This window comes from Geobacter sp. 60473 (genome assembly GCF_036323535.1).
Lineage (GTDB): Bacteria > Desulfobacterota > Desulfuromonadia > Geobacterales > Geobacteraceae > Geobacter > Geobacter sulfurreducens.
Genome location: NZ_AP028967.1, coordinates 1,967,135 through 1,982,500, shown reverse-complemented (window position 1 = coordinate 1,982,500; position 15,366 = coordinate 1,967,135). Strand labels below are relative to the sequence as shown.

Annotated in this window: 12 protein-coding genes and 2 rRNA genes (1 of these 14 running past the window's edge); 13 read left to right on the top strand and 1 reads right to left on the bottom strand. The window is 58.2% G+C overall.

What is annotated here, in order from left to right; genetic code table 11:
* Together AABA48_RS08925 and rrf are read left to right on the top strand one after the other, a co-directional pair.
* Positions 1 to 638: ribosomal RNA gene (locus tag AABA48_RS08925) — 23S ribosomal RNA — on the top strand (it extends 2,320 nt beyond the left edge of the window).
* Positions 639 to 744: 106 nt separating this feature from the next.
* A 5S ribosomal RNA gene (rrf, locus tag AABA48_RS08920) occupies positions 745 to 861 on the top strand.
* Between the two features lie 59 nt (positions 862 to 920).
* Here the strand turns inward: rrf and AABA48_RS08915 are convergent.
* A complete protein-coding gene (locus AABA48_RS08915) occupies positions 921 to 1,124 on the bottom strand; it encodes a ThiF family adenylyltransferase (protein WP_338269984.1) in 204 nt (67 codons plus the stop codon).
* Positions 1,125 to 1,260: 136 nt separating this feature from the next.
* Between AABA48_RS08915 and AABA48_RS08910 the strand changes: the two genes are divergently transcribed.
* From AABA48_RS08910 to hpnJ, 11 genes are all read left to right on the top strand, one after another.
* On the top strand, positions 1,261 to 3,444 hold the full coding sequence (locus AABA48_RS08910) for a methyl-accepting chemotaxis protein (RefSeq protein WP_286352524.1): 2,184 nt from the start codon (positions 1,261 to 1,263) through the stop codon (positions 3,442 to 3,444).
* An 85-nt stretch (positions 3,445 to 3,529) separates the two neighbouring features.
* On the top strand, positions 3,530 to 5,119 hold the full coding sequence (locus AABA48_RS08905) for a methyl-accepting chemotaxis protein (RefSeq protein ID WP_338269982.1): 1,590 nt from the start codon (positions 3,530 to 3,532) through the stop codon (positions 5,117 to 5,119).
* 135 nt (positions 5,120 to 5,254) lie between these two features.
* Complete coding sequence (locus tag AABA48_RS08900; protein ID WP_286350156.1) at positions 5,255 to 5,749, top strand: chemotaxis protein CheW; 495 nt, start codon at positions 5,255 to 5,257, stop codon at positions 5,747 to 5,749.
* 33 nt (positions 5,750 to 5,782) lie between these two features.
* Positions 5,783 to 6,646, top strand: coding sequence for a CheR family methyltransferase (locus AABA48_RS08895; protein ID WP_286350155.1), 864 nt, complete (start codon positions 5,783 to 5,785; stop codon positions 6,644 to 6,646).
* Complete coding sequence (locus AABA48_RS08890) at positions 6,643 to 7,125, top strand: chemotaxis protein CheD (protein WP_119332211.1); 483 nt, start codon at positions 6,643 to 6,645, stop codon at positions 7,123 to 7,125. The genes AABA48_RS08895 and AABA48_RS08890 overlap by 4 nt, the downstream gene beginning before the upstream one ends.
* 28 nt (positions 7,126 to 7,153) lie before the next feature.
* Complete coding sequence (locus AABA48_RS08885) at positions 7,154 to 8,218, top strand: protein-glutamate methylesterase/protein-glutamine glutaminase (protein WP_338269977.1); 1,065 nt, start codon at positions 7,154 to 7,156, stop codon at positions 8,216 to 8,218.
* 152 nt (positions 8,219 to 8,370) lie between these two features.
* The gene (locus tag AABA48_RS08880) at positions 8,371 to 9,432 is read left to right on the top strand and encodes an ABC transporter substrate-binding protein (RefSeq protein WP_338269975.1); all 1,062 of its coding nucleotides are present in this window, start codon (positions 8,371 to 8,373) and stop codon (positions 9,430 to 9,432) included.
* A gap of 9 nt (positions 9,433 to 9,441) precedes the next feature.
* Positions 9,442 to 10,527 carry an NrtA/SsuA/CpmA family ABC transporter substrate-binding protein gene (locus AABA48_RS08875; RefSeq protein WP_286350152.1) on the top strand — a complete coding sequence of 362 codons (1,086 nt, stop codon included), beginning with the start codon at positions 9,442 to 9,444 and terminating at the stop codon, positions 10,525 to 10,527.
* 163 nt (positions 10,528 to 10,690) lie between these two features.
* Positions 10,691 to 12,466, top strand: a complete 1,776-nt coding sequence (locus AABA48_RS08870; RefSeq protein WP_338269972.1) for a sensor histidine kinase — start codon at positions 10,691 to 10,693, stop codon at positions 12,464 to 12,466.
* A 124-nt stretch (positions 12,467 to 12,590) separates the two neighbouring features.
* Positions 12,591 to 13,826, top strand: coding sequence for an EAL and HDOD domain-containing protein (locus tag AABA48_RS08865; protein WP_324312356.1), 1,236 nt, complete (start codon positions 12,591 to 12,593; stop codon positions 13,824 to 13,826).
* 109 nt (positions 13,827 to 13,935) lie between these two features.
* The gene (gene hpnJ / locus AABA48_RS08860; protein ID WP_338269967.1) at positions 13,936 to 15,363 is read left to right on the top strand and encodes a hopanoid biosynthesis associated radical SAM protein HpnJ; all 1,428 of its coding nucleotides are present in this window, start codon (positions 13,936 to 13,938) and stop codon (positions 15,361 to 15,363) included.
* Positions 15,364 to 15,366: the final 3 nt, after the last annotated feature.

The window sequence follows — 15,366 nt, the reverse complement described above, 5'->3', positions numbered from 1 at the left end:
AAGCGTAACGGAGGCGCGCGAAGGTTCCCTCAGGCTGATTGGAAACCAGCCGTAGAGTGCAAAGGCATAAGGGAGCTTGACTGCGAGACAGACACGTCGAGCAGGTACGAAAGTAGGCCTTAGTGATCCGGCGGTTCTGTATGGAAGGGCCGTCGCTCAACGGATAAAAGGTACTCCGGGGATAACAGGCTGATCTCCCCCAAGAGTTCACATCGACGGGGAGGTTTGGCACCTCGATGTCGGCTCATCGCATCCTGGGGCTGAAGTCGGTCCCAAGGGTTTGGCTGTTCGCCAATTAAAGCGGTACGCGAGCTGGGTTTAAAACGTCGTGAGACAGTTTGGTCCCTATCTGCCGTGGGCGCAGGATACTTGAGAAGAGCTGTCCTTAGTACGAGAGGACCGGGATGGACGTACCTCTAGTGTTCCAGTTGTTCCGCCAGGAGCATTCGCTGGGTAGCTATGTACGGAAAGGATAACCGCTGAAAGCATCTAAGCGGGAAGCCTCCTTCAAGATTAGGTATCCCCGGGACGCAAGTCCCCTGAAGGCCCGTTGTAGACCACAACGTTGATAGGCCGGGTGTGTAAGCGCAGCAATGCGCTCAGCTGACCGGTACTAATCGGCCGTGAGGCTTGACCATAATTTACTTCCGAGCTTTATTCATACGGGGGTGGCAACGCCACCCCCACCATCTACCCCATACAATCTCGATCAATGCAATTGACTTAGATACATTTATACCGTTTCTCGGTGGCTATGCCGAGGGGGTCACACCCGTTCCCATCTCGAACACGGAAGTTAAGCCCCTCTGGGCCGATGATACTGCACGGGCAGCTGTGTGGGAAAGTAGGTCGCCGCCGGGATTTTTTCCAAACCCCCTGATCCTTTGCCGATCAGGGGGTTTCTTACGTCCGCAGCTCCGCTACTGTCCGCAGGCCACGCAGCCCGATCGCCGGCCTACCACTACCTCTCTAAATCGCAACGCCTGGCTGTCGTACGTCAGCAAGCGTCCCGTCAGCAACTCCCCGACTCCCAACACGTGCTTCAATGCCTCCGTCGCCTGCAACGCTCCGATTACCCCTGGTAATACTCCCAATACTCCCGCTCGGGAACAGGCGGATATCACTAGCTTCTCTAACCTGATCTCGTTTAACCCAAAATCCGGCTAAATATATTCACATCTCCGTCGATGAGATATGTGTCGCATGAATAACCGCCTGATGCAGATGCAGACGTCTGTACAACAGACAAAGGAGCGGATTATGTTCAAGAATATGAAGGTCGGCTTAAGGCTCGGTATCGGTTTTGGAGTGGTGGTAACCGTGTTCATGATTGCAATTCTTGTGACACTAGTGCTGTTGCGTGAGGTCAATCAGGAATCGCGTCAGGTCGCCGATGAGTCGATACCATTTCTGATGAGTGCGTATGAGATGGATGTAGCCTTGGCGGAGTTGACGGAGAATCTCACAGACGTGGCAGCTACCCATAGTCCTGATGGTTTCAAGGGCGCAGAGGAGGCAGCTGCTACTGTAAAACGGGAAATAGCAAAGTTCCGCGAAATGTTCCGCAAGGAGAACGACACCGTTGCATTGAAGGAGTTGGATGATGTGGAGGCTGCGCTTACCGCCTTTCATCTCAGCGGCGTCAAGATGGCCAAGGTCTATATGGAGCAGGGACTTGGAGCGGGTAACCCTTTGATGAAAGAGTTCGATAAAGCTCACGAGGTTCTGATCGAAAAGGTCGAAAAGCTTCAAAAGAGCCAGGTGGATGAGGCTCTAGGCAATAGCCGCGACAATGTTGCTGCAGTCGGCAAGGTGACCATGGTCCTCATCGGATTCGGGCTTGTAGCCGTTTTGATAGGCGTGGCCGTCGCGTTTTTCATTACCCGGAGCATTACTCTTCCGCTCGTCCGCGCCATGGATGCCAGCAATCGCCTTGCTGAGGGGGATTTGACCATCGAGATCGTTGCTGACCGCGAGGATGAGGCGGGGCAACTGCTGAAGTCCATGAAGAATATGATCGACTCCCTGCGGTCTTTGGCAATGACGGCAGAGCGAGTGGCCGAAGGGGACCTGGCTGTCGATGTTGTTGTCCGCTCAGACCGTGACGTTCTTGCCCGAAACCTCCACGGCATGCTCGAGACGCTCAAGGGGCTGCGTCAGGAAACAGATGAGCTTATCGGTGCGGTTCGTGACGGCAGGTTGAGCGTTCGCGGCAATGCGCGAACCTTCAGTGGTGGTTGGGGAGAGCTTCTGACCGGCATCAACCAGTTGGTGGACGCTTTCGTGCAACCGATAGAGGTAACTGCTACGGCGCTCAACCGTATTAGCCGCGGTGATATTCCGGATAAGATAACGGCGGAATACAAAGGAGATTTCAACGAAATCAAGAACAATCTCAACAGTCTCATCGATGCCATGAATTCTATTACCGCCCTCGCCCAAGAGCTTTCCGTCGGCAACCTGACGGTTGAGGTTAACGAGCGATCTGAGAGGGATGAATTGATGAAGGCCCTTGCGTCTATGGTGACCAAGCTGCGCGATGTGGTGGCGGATATCATGGTGGCTGCCGACAACGTCACGTCAGGCAGTCAACAACTGTCGGCCACGTCCGAGGAGATGAGCCAGGGGGCAACCGAGCAGGCTGCTTCGGCAGAGGAGGCCTCGTCGAGCATGGAACAGATGTCGTCCAATATCCGCCAGAATGCGGATAATGCGGCGCAGACCGAGAGGATTGCGATCAAGTCTGCGGCGGATGCCATCGAGGGAGGGAAGGCGGTCGGCAATACTGTTTCAGCCATGAAGGAGATCGCATCGAAAATTTCGATCATTGAAGAAATTGCTCGTCAAACGAACCTGCTGGCCCTCAATGCGGCGATCGAGGCGGCGCGTGCCGGTGAACACGGGAAAGGATTCGCCGTGGTGGCGAGTGAGGTACGCAAGCTTGCCGAGAGAAGCCAGAAAGCAGCGGGCGAAATCAGTGAGCTCTCTTCTTCGAGCGTAGAGGTTGCAGTCAGGGCAGGCGAATTGCTTGCCACTATCGTGCCCGATATTCAGCGGACCTCTGAACTGGTGCAGGAGATCAGCGCCGCCTGCCGTGAACAGGATACGGGTGCCGAGCAGATCAACAAGGCCATCCAGCAGCTTGATCAGGTGATCCAGCAGAATGCCTCGGCGGCGGAGGAAATGTCGTCCACAGCTGAGGAGCTTTCGTCGCAGGCCGAGCAACTTCAGGACACGGTTGCTTTCTTCAGTATCGGTGGGGAGGTGAAACGGAAGGCTGCGCCAAAGCCCTCTCGACCGAGTTCCAAGGCGAGTATCAGGCTTCCTGCGACTCCTCGCGGCTCGGCCAACGGTTATGGCCGCTCGGGTGCTTCTGTTACCGGCGGCTTTGCCCTGGATATGGCAGGCCACGATCATCTGGACAACGAGTTCGAAAAATTCTGAGTGATTGACGTAGGCATGTGCTGGCGGCTCAGCAAGTCGCCTTCGTGACCGGCACTCATCATGAGAGACAAGGAGGAGCTATCCGATGCCGAGAGTGCTCAGCCTCTGGCAGCGTTATCTCGATCTCTCCGTCAATGCCAAATTGATGCTGTATGTGGCCTGCTTCACCGTCTGGCTCATTTTGGTGGGGGCGGCCGGGTTGTGGGGCATGGGAGTGTTGAGCACCGGCATCAACCGCGACGGGCTTGCATTGCGGCGTGTGCTTCTGGTGTCCGGGCTCAAGAATGATTTGCTCTACTTGCGCCACGACCTTGATCGCTATTTTCTCGAAAATGGAAATGCCGCGAGCCGTGCCATACACGATGCCGAACAACGGCTCAAAACCATTGCTGGTGGCATAGAGGCACTTGAACGTCACGAGCCCGACGCGGAGCAGCGCAGGCTCCTGGGGGTCTTCGCGCAAGAGTTTGCACTGTATCGCGAAGCAGTAGTGCGGCTTATTGACCTGCAAAAGCGAGCCCTTGAGACGGGAGATGTCACTGTGCGGTCAGCGGCGGCCTCCTATGCCCGAGAGGAGGTCATGCCTCTTTTTTTCGGGGCTTCCGATGCGGTAACCGATCTGGTGGAGTTTGATCGCCAGCAGGCCTTGCAGACCGTAGATGCGAACGGCCTGCAGTATGCCCGGCTTTCACGGGTTCTACCGGCACTGATCGTGGCAGCTGTTACACTGGGGCTTTTTTTCGGGATTGTCATTGCCCGTTCCATTACCAAGCCTCTCGCGCGTATTCTCGCTGCGGTCGAATCTCTTGCCACCGGCAACCTGAACGTGGATGCTCCCGTTAGTGCGCGAGACGATCTCGGTCGGTTGGCTGTGGGAATCAATGCCATGGTTGGGCGGTTCCGGGACGTTGTGACGTCGATATGCAGAGATAGCGAGGCTGTAGCCGGGGCTGCATCCCAGCTGTCGGGAACCGCCTGCCAGTTGTCCGAAGCCGCCACGGAGCAGGCTGCCGCTGCGGAAGATGCGTCGTCGAGCATGGAACAGATAAGCTCCGCCATCCGGGCGAATGTCCAGAACGCCCAAACAACGGCAGATGTTGCCACCCGGAGTTCCATCGATGCTGTCGCGGGGGGGGGGACGGTGACGGAAACCGTGGCGCTGATGAAGGAGATCTCCAGAAAGATTATGGTGATTGAGGAGATAGCTCGTCAGACCAATCTGCTGGCGCTCAACGCCGCCATTGAGGCGGCACGGGCCGGTGACCACGGGAAGGGGTTTGCCGTGGTTGCGGGTGAAGTCCGTAAACTGGCGGAGCGGAGCCAATCGGCCGCGGCCGAGATCGGCCGGCTTTCGGTAACGAGCGTCGAGGTGGCTGAGCGGGCAGGCACCCTGTTCGGCGCCATTATTCCCGATATCCGTCAGACAGCCGAACTTGTCCAGGGAATCAGCTCCGCCTGCCACGAGCAGGAGACCGGCGTTGGCCAGATCAATCGGGCCATACGTCAGCTCGATGCCGTGATTCAGCAGAATGCTTCGGCTTCCGAGCAGATGGCGTCGACGGCGCAGGAATTGTCATCCCAGGCGGACATGCTGCTTGATGCCGTCAGTTTCTTTCGTCTGGGTGAGACTGACCGGTATCAGGAATCCCGCAGCGATCTATCGGGGATTTCCTGAGAAGCCTAAAGATTTCCCATTATTCGCCGATATCACAACCAAGCGACATCCACCGGTCCGAGACTCTTTCGTCGGGAGAGCAGATCTGTTCCCGCCCAGAGAGCTTGCACCATTCATGAGTTACGGAGGTTTACCATGAGCGTTGCTGCAATCACCGAAACCCGGCAGTATCTTACCTTCAAGCTTGACGATGAGGTGTTTGCCGTTGACGTGGCAAAGGTTCGGGAGATACTAGAGCTTACCTCAATTACCAAGGTACCGCAGACTCCTCAGTTTATGCGCGGGGTGATCAACCTGCGGGGAAGCGTGGTGCCGGTGGTTGACCTGAGGCTTAAATTCGGCATGTCCGAGACTGCTCCGACCGTCGATACCTGCATCATCGTTGTTGAAGTGGCCCATGAGCACGAGACGCTCGTCCTCGGCGCCCTGGCCGACTCGGTGCAGGAAGTTTTCGAAATGGAGCCGGGGCAGGTCGAGCCTGCCCCCCGGATCGGAACCAAGCTCAATACCGATTTCATCCTCGGCATGGGAAAACATGATGGACAGTTCATCATGATCCTTGATATCGATCGGACCTTCACCAGCGACGAACTTGCAACTGCCGGTTCGGTGTCGGGCGAAGCGGCCTAACAACCGGATTTGCGGACCATGGATGGAGGGGGGATGTTCAGCGCTGCAACTGACAGGGTTACCACGGCGGCCATGACTGACCGGGAGTTTGCCCGATTCAGCGAATTTATCTATGACACCTGTGGCATCAAGATGCCGCCGGTCAAAAAGACCATGCTGGAGGCTCGGCTCCAGAAACGGTTGCGCAAGCTGGGGATCAGCTCGTTCAAGGACTACTCGGAGTATCTGTTCAGCCGCACCGGTGCCGAGACAGAGCTCGTCCACCTGATCGATGTCGTAACCACCAATAAGACGGATTTTTTCCGCGAACCTGCCCATTTCGACTATCTGGTATCCCAGGCCCTGCCCGAACTCATGGAGCGAACCGGCGCCGGCCTGCGCAAGCCGCTTTCCATCTGGAGCGCCGGCTGTTCCAGCGGTGAAGAGCCCTATACTCTCGCGATGGTTCTCTCGGAGTTCAGTGAGCAGCAGAATATTTCCTTTTCGATCCTCGCCACCGACATCTGTACTACCGTTCTCGACAAGGCCAGACTCGCCGTGTACGACGAGGAGCGGATCGACCCGGTTCCCATGGCGTTGCGTCGCAAATACCTGCTCCGCGGGAAAGGAGAGCAGAAGGGACTGGTACGGGTCGTGCCCCCGCTCCGCCATCGCATCACGTTCCGGCGCCTCAATTTCATGGACGGCGACTTCGGTATGCGGGAACCGATGGACATCATTTTCTGCCGCAATGTGGTCATCTATTTCGACAAGACGACGCAGGAGCGGCTGCTGAACAAGTTCTACCGTCAGCTGATCCCGGGCGGCTATCTGTTCATGGGGCATTCCGAGACCCTTTCGGGGCTGGATGTCCCCTTTGTGCAGATGGCATCCACTGTGTACCGGAAACCGCTATGACCGCCCGGCATCCCAAGCTGCCCCACGTCTACCTGAAACCGGGCGAGTTCCATTTCGCCACGAAGCCGACAGTGGTAACTACCGTGCTGGGGTCCTGTGTTTCAGTCACGATGTTCGACTTATTCTCCCGGACGGCGGCCATCTGTCATGCGCTGTTGCCTGACGGGCCGCGGGATGATGTCTTTCGGTACGTAGACTCGTCTATCATCCGGATGCTGGAGATGTTCATGTCTCGCGGAATAACCCCGCGCCAGCTCCAGGTGAAATTGTTCGGCGGTTCGGACATGCTGGGGGCGACCGCAAGCCGGCCGGGTGTCGGCAGCCGCAACGTGGACATTGCCCGACAGGTACTTGCGGCCGAAGGACTTGAGGTTGCTGCGGCCGATGTGGGAGGAACCCGGGGGCGCAAGCTCTTCTTCTATACCCATACGGGTGAGGTGCTGCTCAAACGGTTGAACCGCACCGAGGCGGACAGTTGAGCCGAAAAAGGCCGGGGTGGGCGGATTCATGAAGAAAATCAAAGTACTGATAGTTGATGATTCAGCAGTGGTGCGTCAGACCATGGCGGATATTCTCGCCTCGGATCCTCAGATCGAGGTGATGGCCACGGCTGCGGATCCCTTTATCGCAGCGGAGCGGATGAAGAGCGACGTGCCGGACGTCATTACCCTGGATGTGGAGATGCCGCGCATGGACGGCATTACCTTCCTCCAGAAGATTATGAGTCAGCATCCGATTCCAGTGGTCATGTGCTCCACGCTGACCGAAAATGGCTCTGAAACGGCGATGAAGGCTCTTGAGTACGGGGCGGTGGAGATCATCCAGAAACCGAAACTCGGCACAAAGCATTTTCTCGAGGAGTCCCGGGTCAGGATCTGCGATGCGATTAAGGCTGCCAGCCAGGCGAGACTGAGAAAGATATCTGCCCGTCCCCACGCCGTTGCCCCCAAGCTCAGTGCCGACGTTATTCTTGAGAAGCCGGCCTCCCGCGCCATGATCCAGACCACGGAGAGAGTTGTGGTGGTGGGGGCCTCCACTGGCGGTACCGAGGCATTGCGTGTTTTCCTGGAATCTTTCCCCGCCGATTGTCCGCCCATCGTCATTGTCCAGCACATGCCCGAAGGGTTCACCCGGGCCTTTGCCCAGAGGCTCGACGGCATCTGTCGTATCTCGGTCAAGGAGGCCGCCGATAATGATTCGGTGATCCGCGGCAGAGCTCTCATCGCCCCGGGCAACCGGCACATGCTCCTCAAGCGGAGCGGCGCCAGGTACTATGTAGAGATAAAGGACGGACCACTCGTTTCCCGCCATCGCCCGTCGGTGGATGTTCTGTTCCGTTCGGCGGCCCGGTATGCCGGCAAGAACGCCGTGGGAATCATTATGACCGGCATGGGAGACGACGGCGCCAGCGGCATGCGCGAGATGAAGGATGCCGGTGCCATGACCATTGCCCAGGACGAGGCGAGCTGCGTGGTGTTCGGCATGCCCAACGAAGCCATCAAACGCGGTGGTACGGTCAAGGTGCTGCCTTTGGAATCCATTGCGGCGGACGTTATCAGGCACTGTAGTTGAATTTGGGGTAAAGAGCAGGTAGTGCGGGCGCGTTTCCTGTCGGTGAGTTGAGCGTTTCTGGACAAAACCGGTCGGTAGATTATTATGTAGTAATGATTCCGACTCGCCCAGATGGCAGGTAACCCCTTTACCGACAACGCGCGAGGTCCATCATGCAGTGGTTTGCCGTTGTTATGCTCTTCTTCCTGCTCTATTCTCCGGCTTGGCCTGCGGAGCGTGCAGCCGGCTCCCCAGGCGATACCACGGTCGTGTCGTTCGCCTACTTCCCGCAAGCGGTGCCCGTCGCGGTGCTGGGAGAGGTGATCAAGCGGGACCGCCTGCTGGCAAAGGCTCTGCACAGGCTCAATACGGAGATTCGTTTTCAGACCCTTGCCAAAGGAAACGATGCGCTTCCGCTCCTCAGGGCCGGGCAGATCGACGGCATCATGTTTTCCGACCTTCCTACCATTGAGGCGTGCTACCAGTCCAAGCTCCACATCGTGGGGATCGTGAAACAGAGCTATTCCGCAGTGGTGGGTCGCAAAGGGACCATGGTCAGCGATCTGCGCGGCAAACGGATCGGCAATGCGATCGGTTCGACCTCCCATTATGCGCTGATGCAGGCGCTTGCCACGGCCCGGTTAACGGAGCACGACGTCACCATCGTACCCATGGATGTGGACGCCATGCCCCAGTCCCTGGCCCAAGGCGGGATCGACGCGTTCGCCGCCTGGGAACCCATACCAACCGCGGCTCTTTCCCGCTATCCGGACCGTTTCGCCATTCTTTTCCGCCAGAAGAGCAATTCCTATTTCGTTCTTGCCCAGAATCTCGTCACGACCCATCCGGACATTGCCCGCGAGCTTGCCGCGTCGCTCGTTCGGGCAATTCACTGGCTGGAACGGGACCGGAAGAACCTGAGCCGCGCCAGTTTTTGGACGATCCGGACGATGAGGGTGTTCGCCGGCAAAGAACCGTCTTTAACCGAAGCGGACATCGCACGCATTACCCGTAACGATCTGATCGATATCCCTTCCGTCCCGCTGCTGCCCAAAGGTGCGGAGAACCCGGGTTCTATTCTTGCCAAACAATTCGAATTCCTCAAGCTGGTTGGACGCCTTCCGGTTGGGGCATCGTGGGAAACGGTCCAGCGCAGCTTTAACCGTGATTTAATCCAGCAGGTTCTTGCCAATCCGAAGCGCTATCCCTTGTACCGCTTCGATTATGCAATGTGAAAGGCTGCCATGAATCCACGACGACTCTCTGGGCTGCTCCTGGTATTCCTGCTGGTGATGTCGGCCTTTTGCCCCTGCTCGACCGGCCCTGTCGCAGCGGCCGAGCTTTCCCGCGGCCCGCAGGCGGAAGTTACCGTGGCTTACCAGCCGCTGGCCTCGCCGGGGGGGATAATCATTCCGGCAATGCAGCACGATCGCATCTTGCGCCGCGAACTGGCCCGGAGGGGGGTGTCGCTCCGATTCGTAGCCGCCGGCAACGGGGGCGATCTTATTCCCATGCTCCAGAAGGGGGATGCCCAGTTTGCGACCATGGCCGATATGCCCCTCATCGAGGCGGCCAACACCGTCCCTCTGTCCATTATCGGTCAGCTCAAGCGGAATTACGCCATGGTTGTGGGCCCCCGCGGGCTTTCGGCGAAAGACTTGAAGGGAAAGCGGATCGGGAACGCATTTGCGACGACCGGCCACTTCGCCCTGCTGAAGGTCCTCTCCAGCGTCGGGCTCTCGGAGCTCGACGTGGCTCTTGTCCCCTTTGAAGTAAACCTGATGCCCGATGCGCTCCGGAGCGGCCACATCGATGCGTTTGCCGCCTGGGAACCCACGCCGTCACTTACCATCGGCAGGAACCCTGATCGCTACGGCGCCATCGGCCGGCAGCAAAGCATCTCGTTCCTTGTTTCCACAAGGGCATTCACCGCTCAGCATCCCGAGGCTGCCAGGCAGGTCGCTGCCGCGCTGGTGCGGGCGATGCACTGGTTCAGAGCCGACCGGTCCCATGTCGTTACTGCGGTCAGATGGAACATTGCAGCAACTGAGGCATTGACCGGAGCCCGACCCCAGGTGGGTGAGCGGGAATATGCAAAAAGCGCTAGAGCCGATCTGGAAGAACTCGGCTATTCGCCAAAAATGTCCCGCTCTCTGACCAGCAAGCGGTCCCTCCTGCTGGAGGCGCAGGAGTTCCTCAAGTCAATCGGCAAGGTGCCCCGGACCGCCAGCGAAGACGCCCTCATCGGCAGTTTTAGCTATGAGATTGTCGAGGATGTGCTGAAGAAACCAAAACAGTATAACCTTTTCCGTTTCGACTATGCGCCGTAACCTCGCAGAAAGGGACATAGCCGCCTCCATCCCGTGGCGGAAAAGCATTGCCGGGAAAATGGTCCTCATTTTCTGTTCCCTGTTTGCCGTCGTGTTGCTGACGGTACAGTCGGTTGAATTGTACGGGCTTCCGTATGGTCTGTTCAGGGGGAGCGTTCAGGAAATGATCGACCAGGAGTTCGTGGCGCTCGGCACGGTTGCGGACACCAAAAAGATCCTGATCGAGTCGTGGCTCAAGGAGCGCCGGAGCGATGCCAGAATCGTCGCGGTCAATCCGGTGGTCAGGGCACTCATCAATACCCCAAGCCCCTCTGCGGCAATGGTCGAAACGGTGTCGACCTGGCTGGCGAGCCTGCTCGACACGTACCATTATGAGTCGATCAGCATTGTTGATGCCGTGACGGGGCTTCCGATCGCCTTTGCGGTGGATCACCCACCAGGAGGCCCTGTAACCCCTTACCCTTACCTTCAGGTTGCTGCCCGTCCTGGAGTTGATGAGAGCATCATAATTGTCGGCACTCAGGATCGCATTCACGTGGTACGACAGCTTGGCTACGAGCAGTCCGACCACGGGGAGCCACGGGCGCTCCTGGTTATCGAGCTGAACACGGACACAGTGTTCAAACCGCTCCTCGCTACACCAATGGCGACCCTGCTCGGCAAATCATGGGAGGTGATCCTGGCCGATTCCGCTTCAGGCCGTCTTATCCAGCGCATGGCCGCTGACCCGGATTCACCGGTGCCGGCAACGATTCGGGACAATGCCTTGCAACTGGCCCAGGGTGGAAGCGAGGGAACCATTATCGACACCGATTACCGGAATGTTCCGGTTCTTGCCGCCTATCGCCACATACCGCTGTCGGCAGACAGTTCCTGGGGGCTCGTCATTAAAAAGGACAAAGCTGAGGTCCTTGCCCCGGCCCACAGAAACCGTCAGGTGTTTCTGTGGTTCAGCTTGTTCGGCATCGTCATAGTGTGCCTTATCTCGCTGATTATTTCGCGGGCATTGACGGGGCCGTTGCGGATGATCATGAGCACGAGCGCGGAGATCGAGAGCGGCAACCTGTCGGCACGGGTACCTGTCGTTGGGTCGGACGAACTGGCCGCCCTCGGCCGGACCTTCAATGCCATGGTTAACCAACTGCAGGCCTGGCACGAAGAACTGGACGCGAGGGTTCTTGTCCAGACAGAGGAAATCAGGGCAATAAACGAAGATCTCGAGCGCCGTGTCGCTGCAAGGACGGAAGAGCTGCAGGCCGCCCTCAAGGATATGGAATCGTTTTCCTATAGCATTTCCCATGACCTGCGCGCTCCATTGCGGGCCATTGACGGGTACTGCGGGATTCTGAATGAGGAGTTCCGTGGGCGGTTCCCGGAAGAGGCCGGGAAGTACCTTGTCCGCATGTCCCATAATGCCCGGCGCATGGGGCAGCTCATAGACGACCTGCTGGTCTTTTCGCGTCTTTCACGCCAGCAGCTCGAGTGTGAAACGGTCGACATGGGTCTGCTGTTCAGAGAGGTGTTCGAGTCGCTGATGTCGGATGGAGAACCGCGAAACGTCACGTTCGAGGTGGCGCCGCTTCCGCCGTGCCAAGCCGACCCCAAGCTGTTGAGGCAAGTGGTAATCAATCTGCTGAGCAATGCTCTTAAGTTCAGCGGGGGGCGCTCACCGGCGAACATCGCGGTGACCAGCCGCAGCGTGGATGGCGAGACGGTCTACTCGGTGACCGACAATGGCGTCGGTTTTGATCATGCCTACTCGGATAAACTGTTCGGCGTCTTCCAGCGCTATCACAAGAGCGAGGAGTTTGAAGGGACCGGCGTGGGACTTGCCATCGTTCACAACATCATTCAACGTCACGGGGGACGGGTATGGGCGGAGTCGGAACCAGGCAAGGGAGCGACCTTTTTCTTTACGGTGGGTAGCCAAACCCTCTGAAGTGAGCGGGAAAACGGCAACCGGGCGGAGCAGAGCCGGCCGCACGGCACAAGGTGCCTTGATGTTTCGGCGATAACGGGTTAAGCTTGGCCCAAGCACGGTGTATACGTGGTGGAGTGAATATATGGCGGAAGAAAAGTTTTTTCTGGGCAGACAACCAATCCTTGATCGGGAGCAGCGGCTCTACGGCTTTGAACTTCTGTTCCGGTCAGCCGACTCTCTCCATGCCAATGTGACCGACTACCTCCAGGCCAGCGCCAGCGTGATTTTCGATGCGCTCTCCAGTTTCGGCTTCCGGGAGATTCTCGGCAAGCACAAGGGTTTTATCAACGTCAACGCCGATGTCCTCATGAGCGAGGCACTGGAGCTTCTTCCGCCCGAAAAGGTGGTCATCGAGCTTCTGGAGCATGTTCCGATCACCGATACCGTTATCAGCCGTTGCCACGAGTTGCGTGAGAAGGGTTTTTCCCTGGCCCTCGACGACCATATTTACGAACCGGTCTATGAACCACTCTACCATCTCGTCGACGTGATCAAGGTTGATCTGTTCAGAACCGGCATGGAAAACCTTGCCTCGGAAGTGGAAACCCTGAGGAAGTGGAACACCAAGCTCCTGGCCGAAAAGGTGGAGACGGTAGAGCAGTACGAGCGATGCGCCGACCTCGGCTTTACCTATTTCCAGGGCTACTATTTCGCCCGTCCGGTGGTGCTCACCCGCACTCGTGTCGACGTGGGGCGGCTGGCTATTGTCAAGCTCTTCAACCAGTTGGTGGCGGAGGTAGAATTGGGCGAGCTGGAGGAGACCTTCAAGCAGAACCCGAATCTGGTCCTCAATCTCCTGCGACTCGTAAATTCCGTCGCCGTTGGCCTCAAGGACAGGATCACCTCGCTTCGCCACGCGATCATGGTGCTCGGCTACCACCAGTTGCGGCGCTGGGCCATGATGGCGCTCTTCGCCAACAACGCCCAGGGGGGAGGGGACAACCCTCTGCTGGTCATGGCTGCTACCCGTGCCCGCCTCATGGAGCTCATCATCTCGGAGCAGCCCGCTGCCCGCCTGGATCGGGACTACCCCGACCGCGCCTTCATGACCGGTATCCTGTCCCTGGCCGACGCCCTTCTCAAGGTATCCATGGACGAGGTCCTTACCCCTCTCAACCTGGATAATGACGTGCGGGAAGCTCTGCTTTCCCGGACCGGGGAGTTGGGAGAGCTCCTTACCCTGGTGGAGAAGATCGAAAAGGACGATTTCGAGAACATCGCTTCCAGCTTTGAGCAGTTCCAGCTCTCCATGGAGCGTCTCGCCCCTGTCCAGATGGATGCCTGCAACTGGGCAACCCAACTGGGCGAAGTCACCTGACCGCGCCCAGCCGGACGTTATTCCATAAGCCTTGACTTTGCTGCTGCATGGCTCTATTCTGCCAGTTTATTCATGCGGATATGTCAGTCCCGCGCGCAGAGGAGCACCCATGAAGCCCCTGTTTCTCAATCCCCCAACCTACGAAGATTTCGACGGCGGCGCCGGCGCCCGCTACCAGGCCTCCCGCGAGGTAACCTCCTTCTGGTATCCCACCTGGCTCTGTTTCCCGGCCGGGATGATCGACGGCTCCCGCGTGGTGGACGCGCCGGTGCAGCGCTTCGATCTGGACGCCTGTCTTGCCATTGCCGCTGACTATGACATGGTGGTGATGTACACTTCTACCCCCACGCTTTCCCTGGACATCGAAACCGCCCGCCGGATCAAGGAGCGCAAGCCCGCCATTGTGACGGTCCTGACCGGCCCCCATGTGACGGTCCTCCCGGAAGAGTCGCTCCGGCAGGGGGAAGGGGTCATCGACATCGTCTGCCGCGGCGAGTTCGACTATACCACCAAGGAACTCTGCGAGGGGCGCGAGTGGGAAAAGGTCGACGGGGTCAGCTTCTGGAAGGACGGCGCAATCCACCATACCCCCGACCGTTCCCCCATCCAGGACCTGGACGCGCTGCCGTTCGTGGCGCCGGTCTACAAGCGGGATCTGCCGATTGCCGAGTATGTCATCCCCCACTTCAAGAACCCCTATGTATCCATCTATTCCAGCCGCGGCTGTCCGTCCAAGTGTATCTACTGCCTCTGGCCCCAGACTTTTTCCGGGCGCGCCATGCGGACCCGCAGCCCTCAGAATGTATACGAAGAGGTGAAGTGGATCGTCGACAACATCCCTGAGATGCGCGAACTTTCCTTTGACGACGACACCTTCACCGCGGACCGGCGTCACGCCCGGGAAGTTGCGGCCAAGCTGAAGCCGTTGGGCATCTCGTGGACCATCAACGCCCGGGCCAACTGCGATTACGAGACTCTCAAGATCATGCGTGAGGCGGGGCTGCGTCACGTGGTCGTCGGCTACGAGACGGGGAACGAGCAGATCCTGAAGAATATCAAGAAAGGGGTCACCAAGGAGCAGGCCATCGAGTTCACCAGGAACTGCAAGAAGCTCGGCCTCTCCGTGCACGGCGCCTTCATCATGGGGCTCCCCGGCGAGACACGGGACACCATCAGGGAGACCATCGAGTTCGCCAAGGCCCTGGATCTTAACTCCATTCAGGCCTCCCTGGCCTCGCCCTATCCGGGCACCGAGTTCTGGGACCTGTGCCGGCAGGAGGGATGGATCGCCTCCGACGCCTACATCGACGACACGGGCCACCAGATGTGCGTCATCAACTATCCCCACCTCTCCAATGCGGAAATCTTCAATGCCGTGGAGGAGTTCTATGACAAGTTCTACTTCCGGCCCAAATTCATCCTCCGGACGGTCATGAAGATGATCACCGATGGCGAGGAACGCCGCAAGCGGCTCAAGGAAGGGAAGCAGTACCTGGAATACATGAAAAAGCGCAAGGCTGCGGGCCATTCCTGTTGATGC

Excerpts from the sequence above, each read along its gene's own strand:
- AABA48_RS08910 (WP_286352524.1), top strand. The coding sequence starts at position 1,261 with ATGTTCAAGAATATGAAGGTCGGCTTAAGGCTCGGTATCGGTTTTGGA.
- AABA48_RS08905 (WP_338269982.1), top strand. The coding sequence starts at position 3,530 with ATGCCGAGAGTGCTCAGCCTCTGGCAGCGTTATCTCGATCTCTCCGTC.
- AABA48_RS08900 (WP_286350156.1), top strand. The coding sequence starts at position 5,255 with ATGAGCGTTGCTGCAATCACCGAAACCCGGCAGTATCTTACCTTCAAG.
- AABA48_RS08895 (WP_286350155.1), top strand. The coding sequence starts at position 5,783 with ATGTTCAGCGCTGCAACTGACAGGGTTACCACGGCGGCCATGACTGAC.
- AABA48_RS08890 (WP_119332211.1), top strand. The coding sequence starts at position 6,643 with ATGACCGCCCGGCATCCCAAGCTGCCCCACGTCTACCTGAAACCGGGC.
- AABA48_RS08885 (WP_338269977.1), top strand. The coding sequence starts at position 7,154 with ATGAAGAAAATCAAAGTACTGATAGTTGATGATTCAGCAGTGGTGCGT.
- AABA48_RS08880 (WP_338269975.1), top strand. The coding sequence starts at position 8,371 with ATGCAGTGGTTTGCCGTTGTTATGCTCTTCTTCCTGCTCTATTCTCCG.
- AABA48_RS08875 (WP_286350152.1), top strand. The coding sequence starts at position 9,442 with ATGAATCCACGACGACTCTCTGGGCTGCTCCTGGTATTCCTGCTGGTG.
- AABA48_RS08870 (WP_338269972.1), top strand. The coding sequence starts at position 10,691 with ATGATCGACCAGGAGTTCGTGGCGCTCGGCACGGTTGCGGACACCAAA.
- AABA48_RS08865 (WP_324312356.1), top strand. The coding sequence starts at position 12,591 with ATGGCGGAAGAAAAGTTTTTTCTGGGCAGACAACCAATCCTTGATCGG.
- hpnJ (WP_338269967.1), top strand. The coding sequence starts at position 13,936 with ATGAAGCCCCTGTTTCTCAATCCCCCAACCTACGAAGATTTCGACGGC.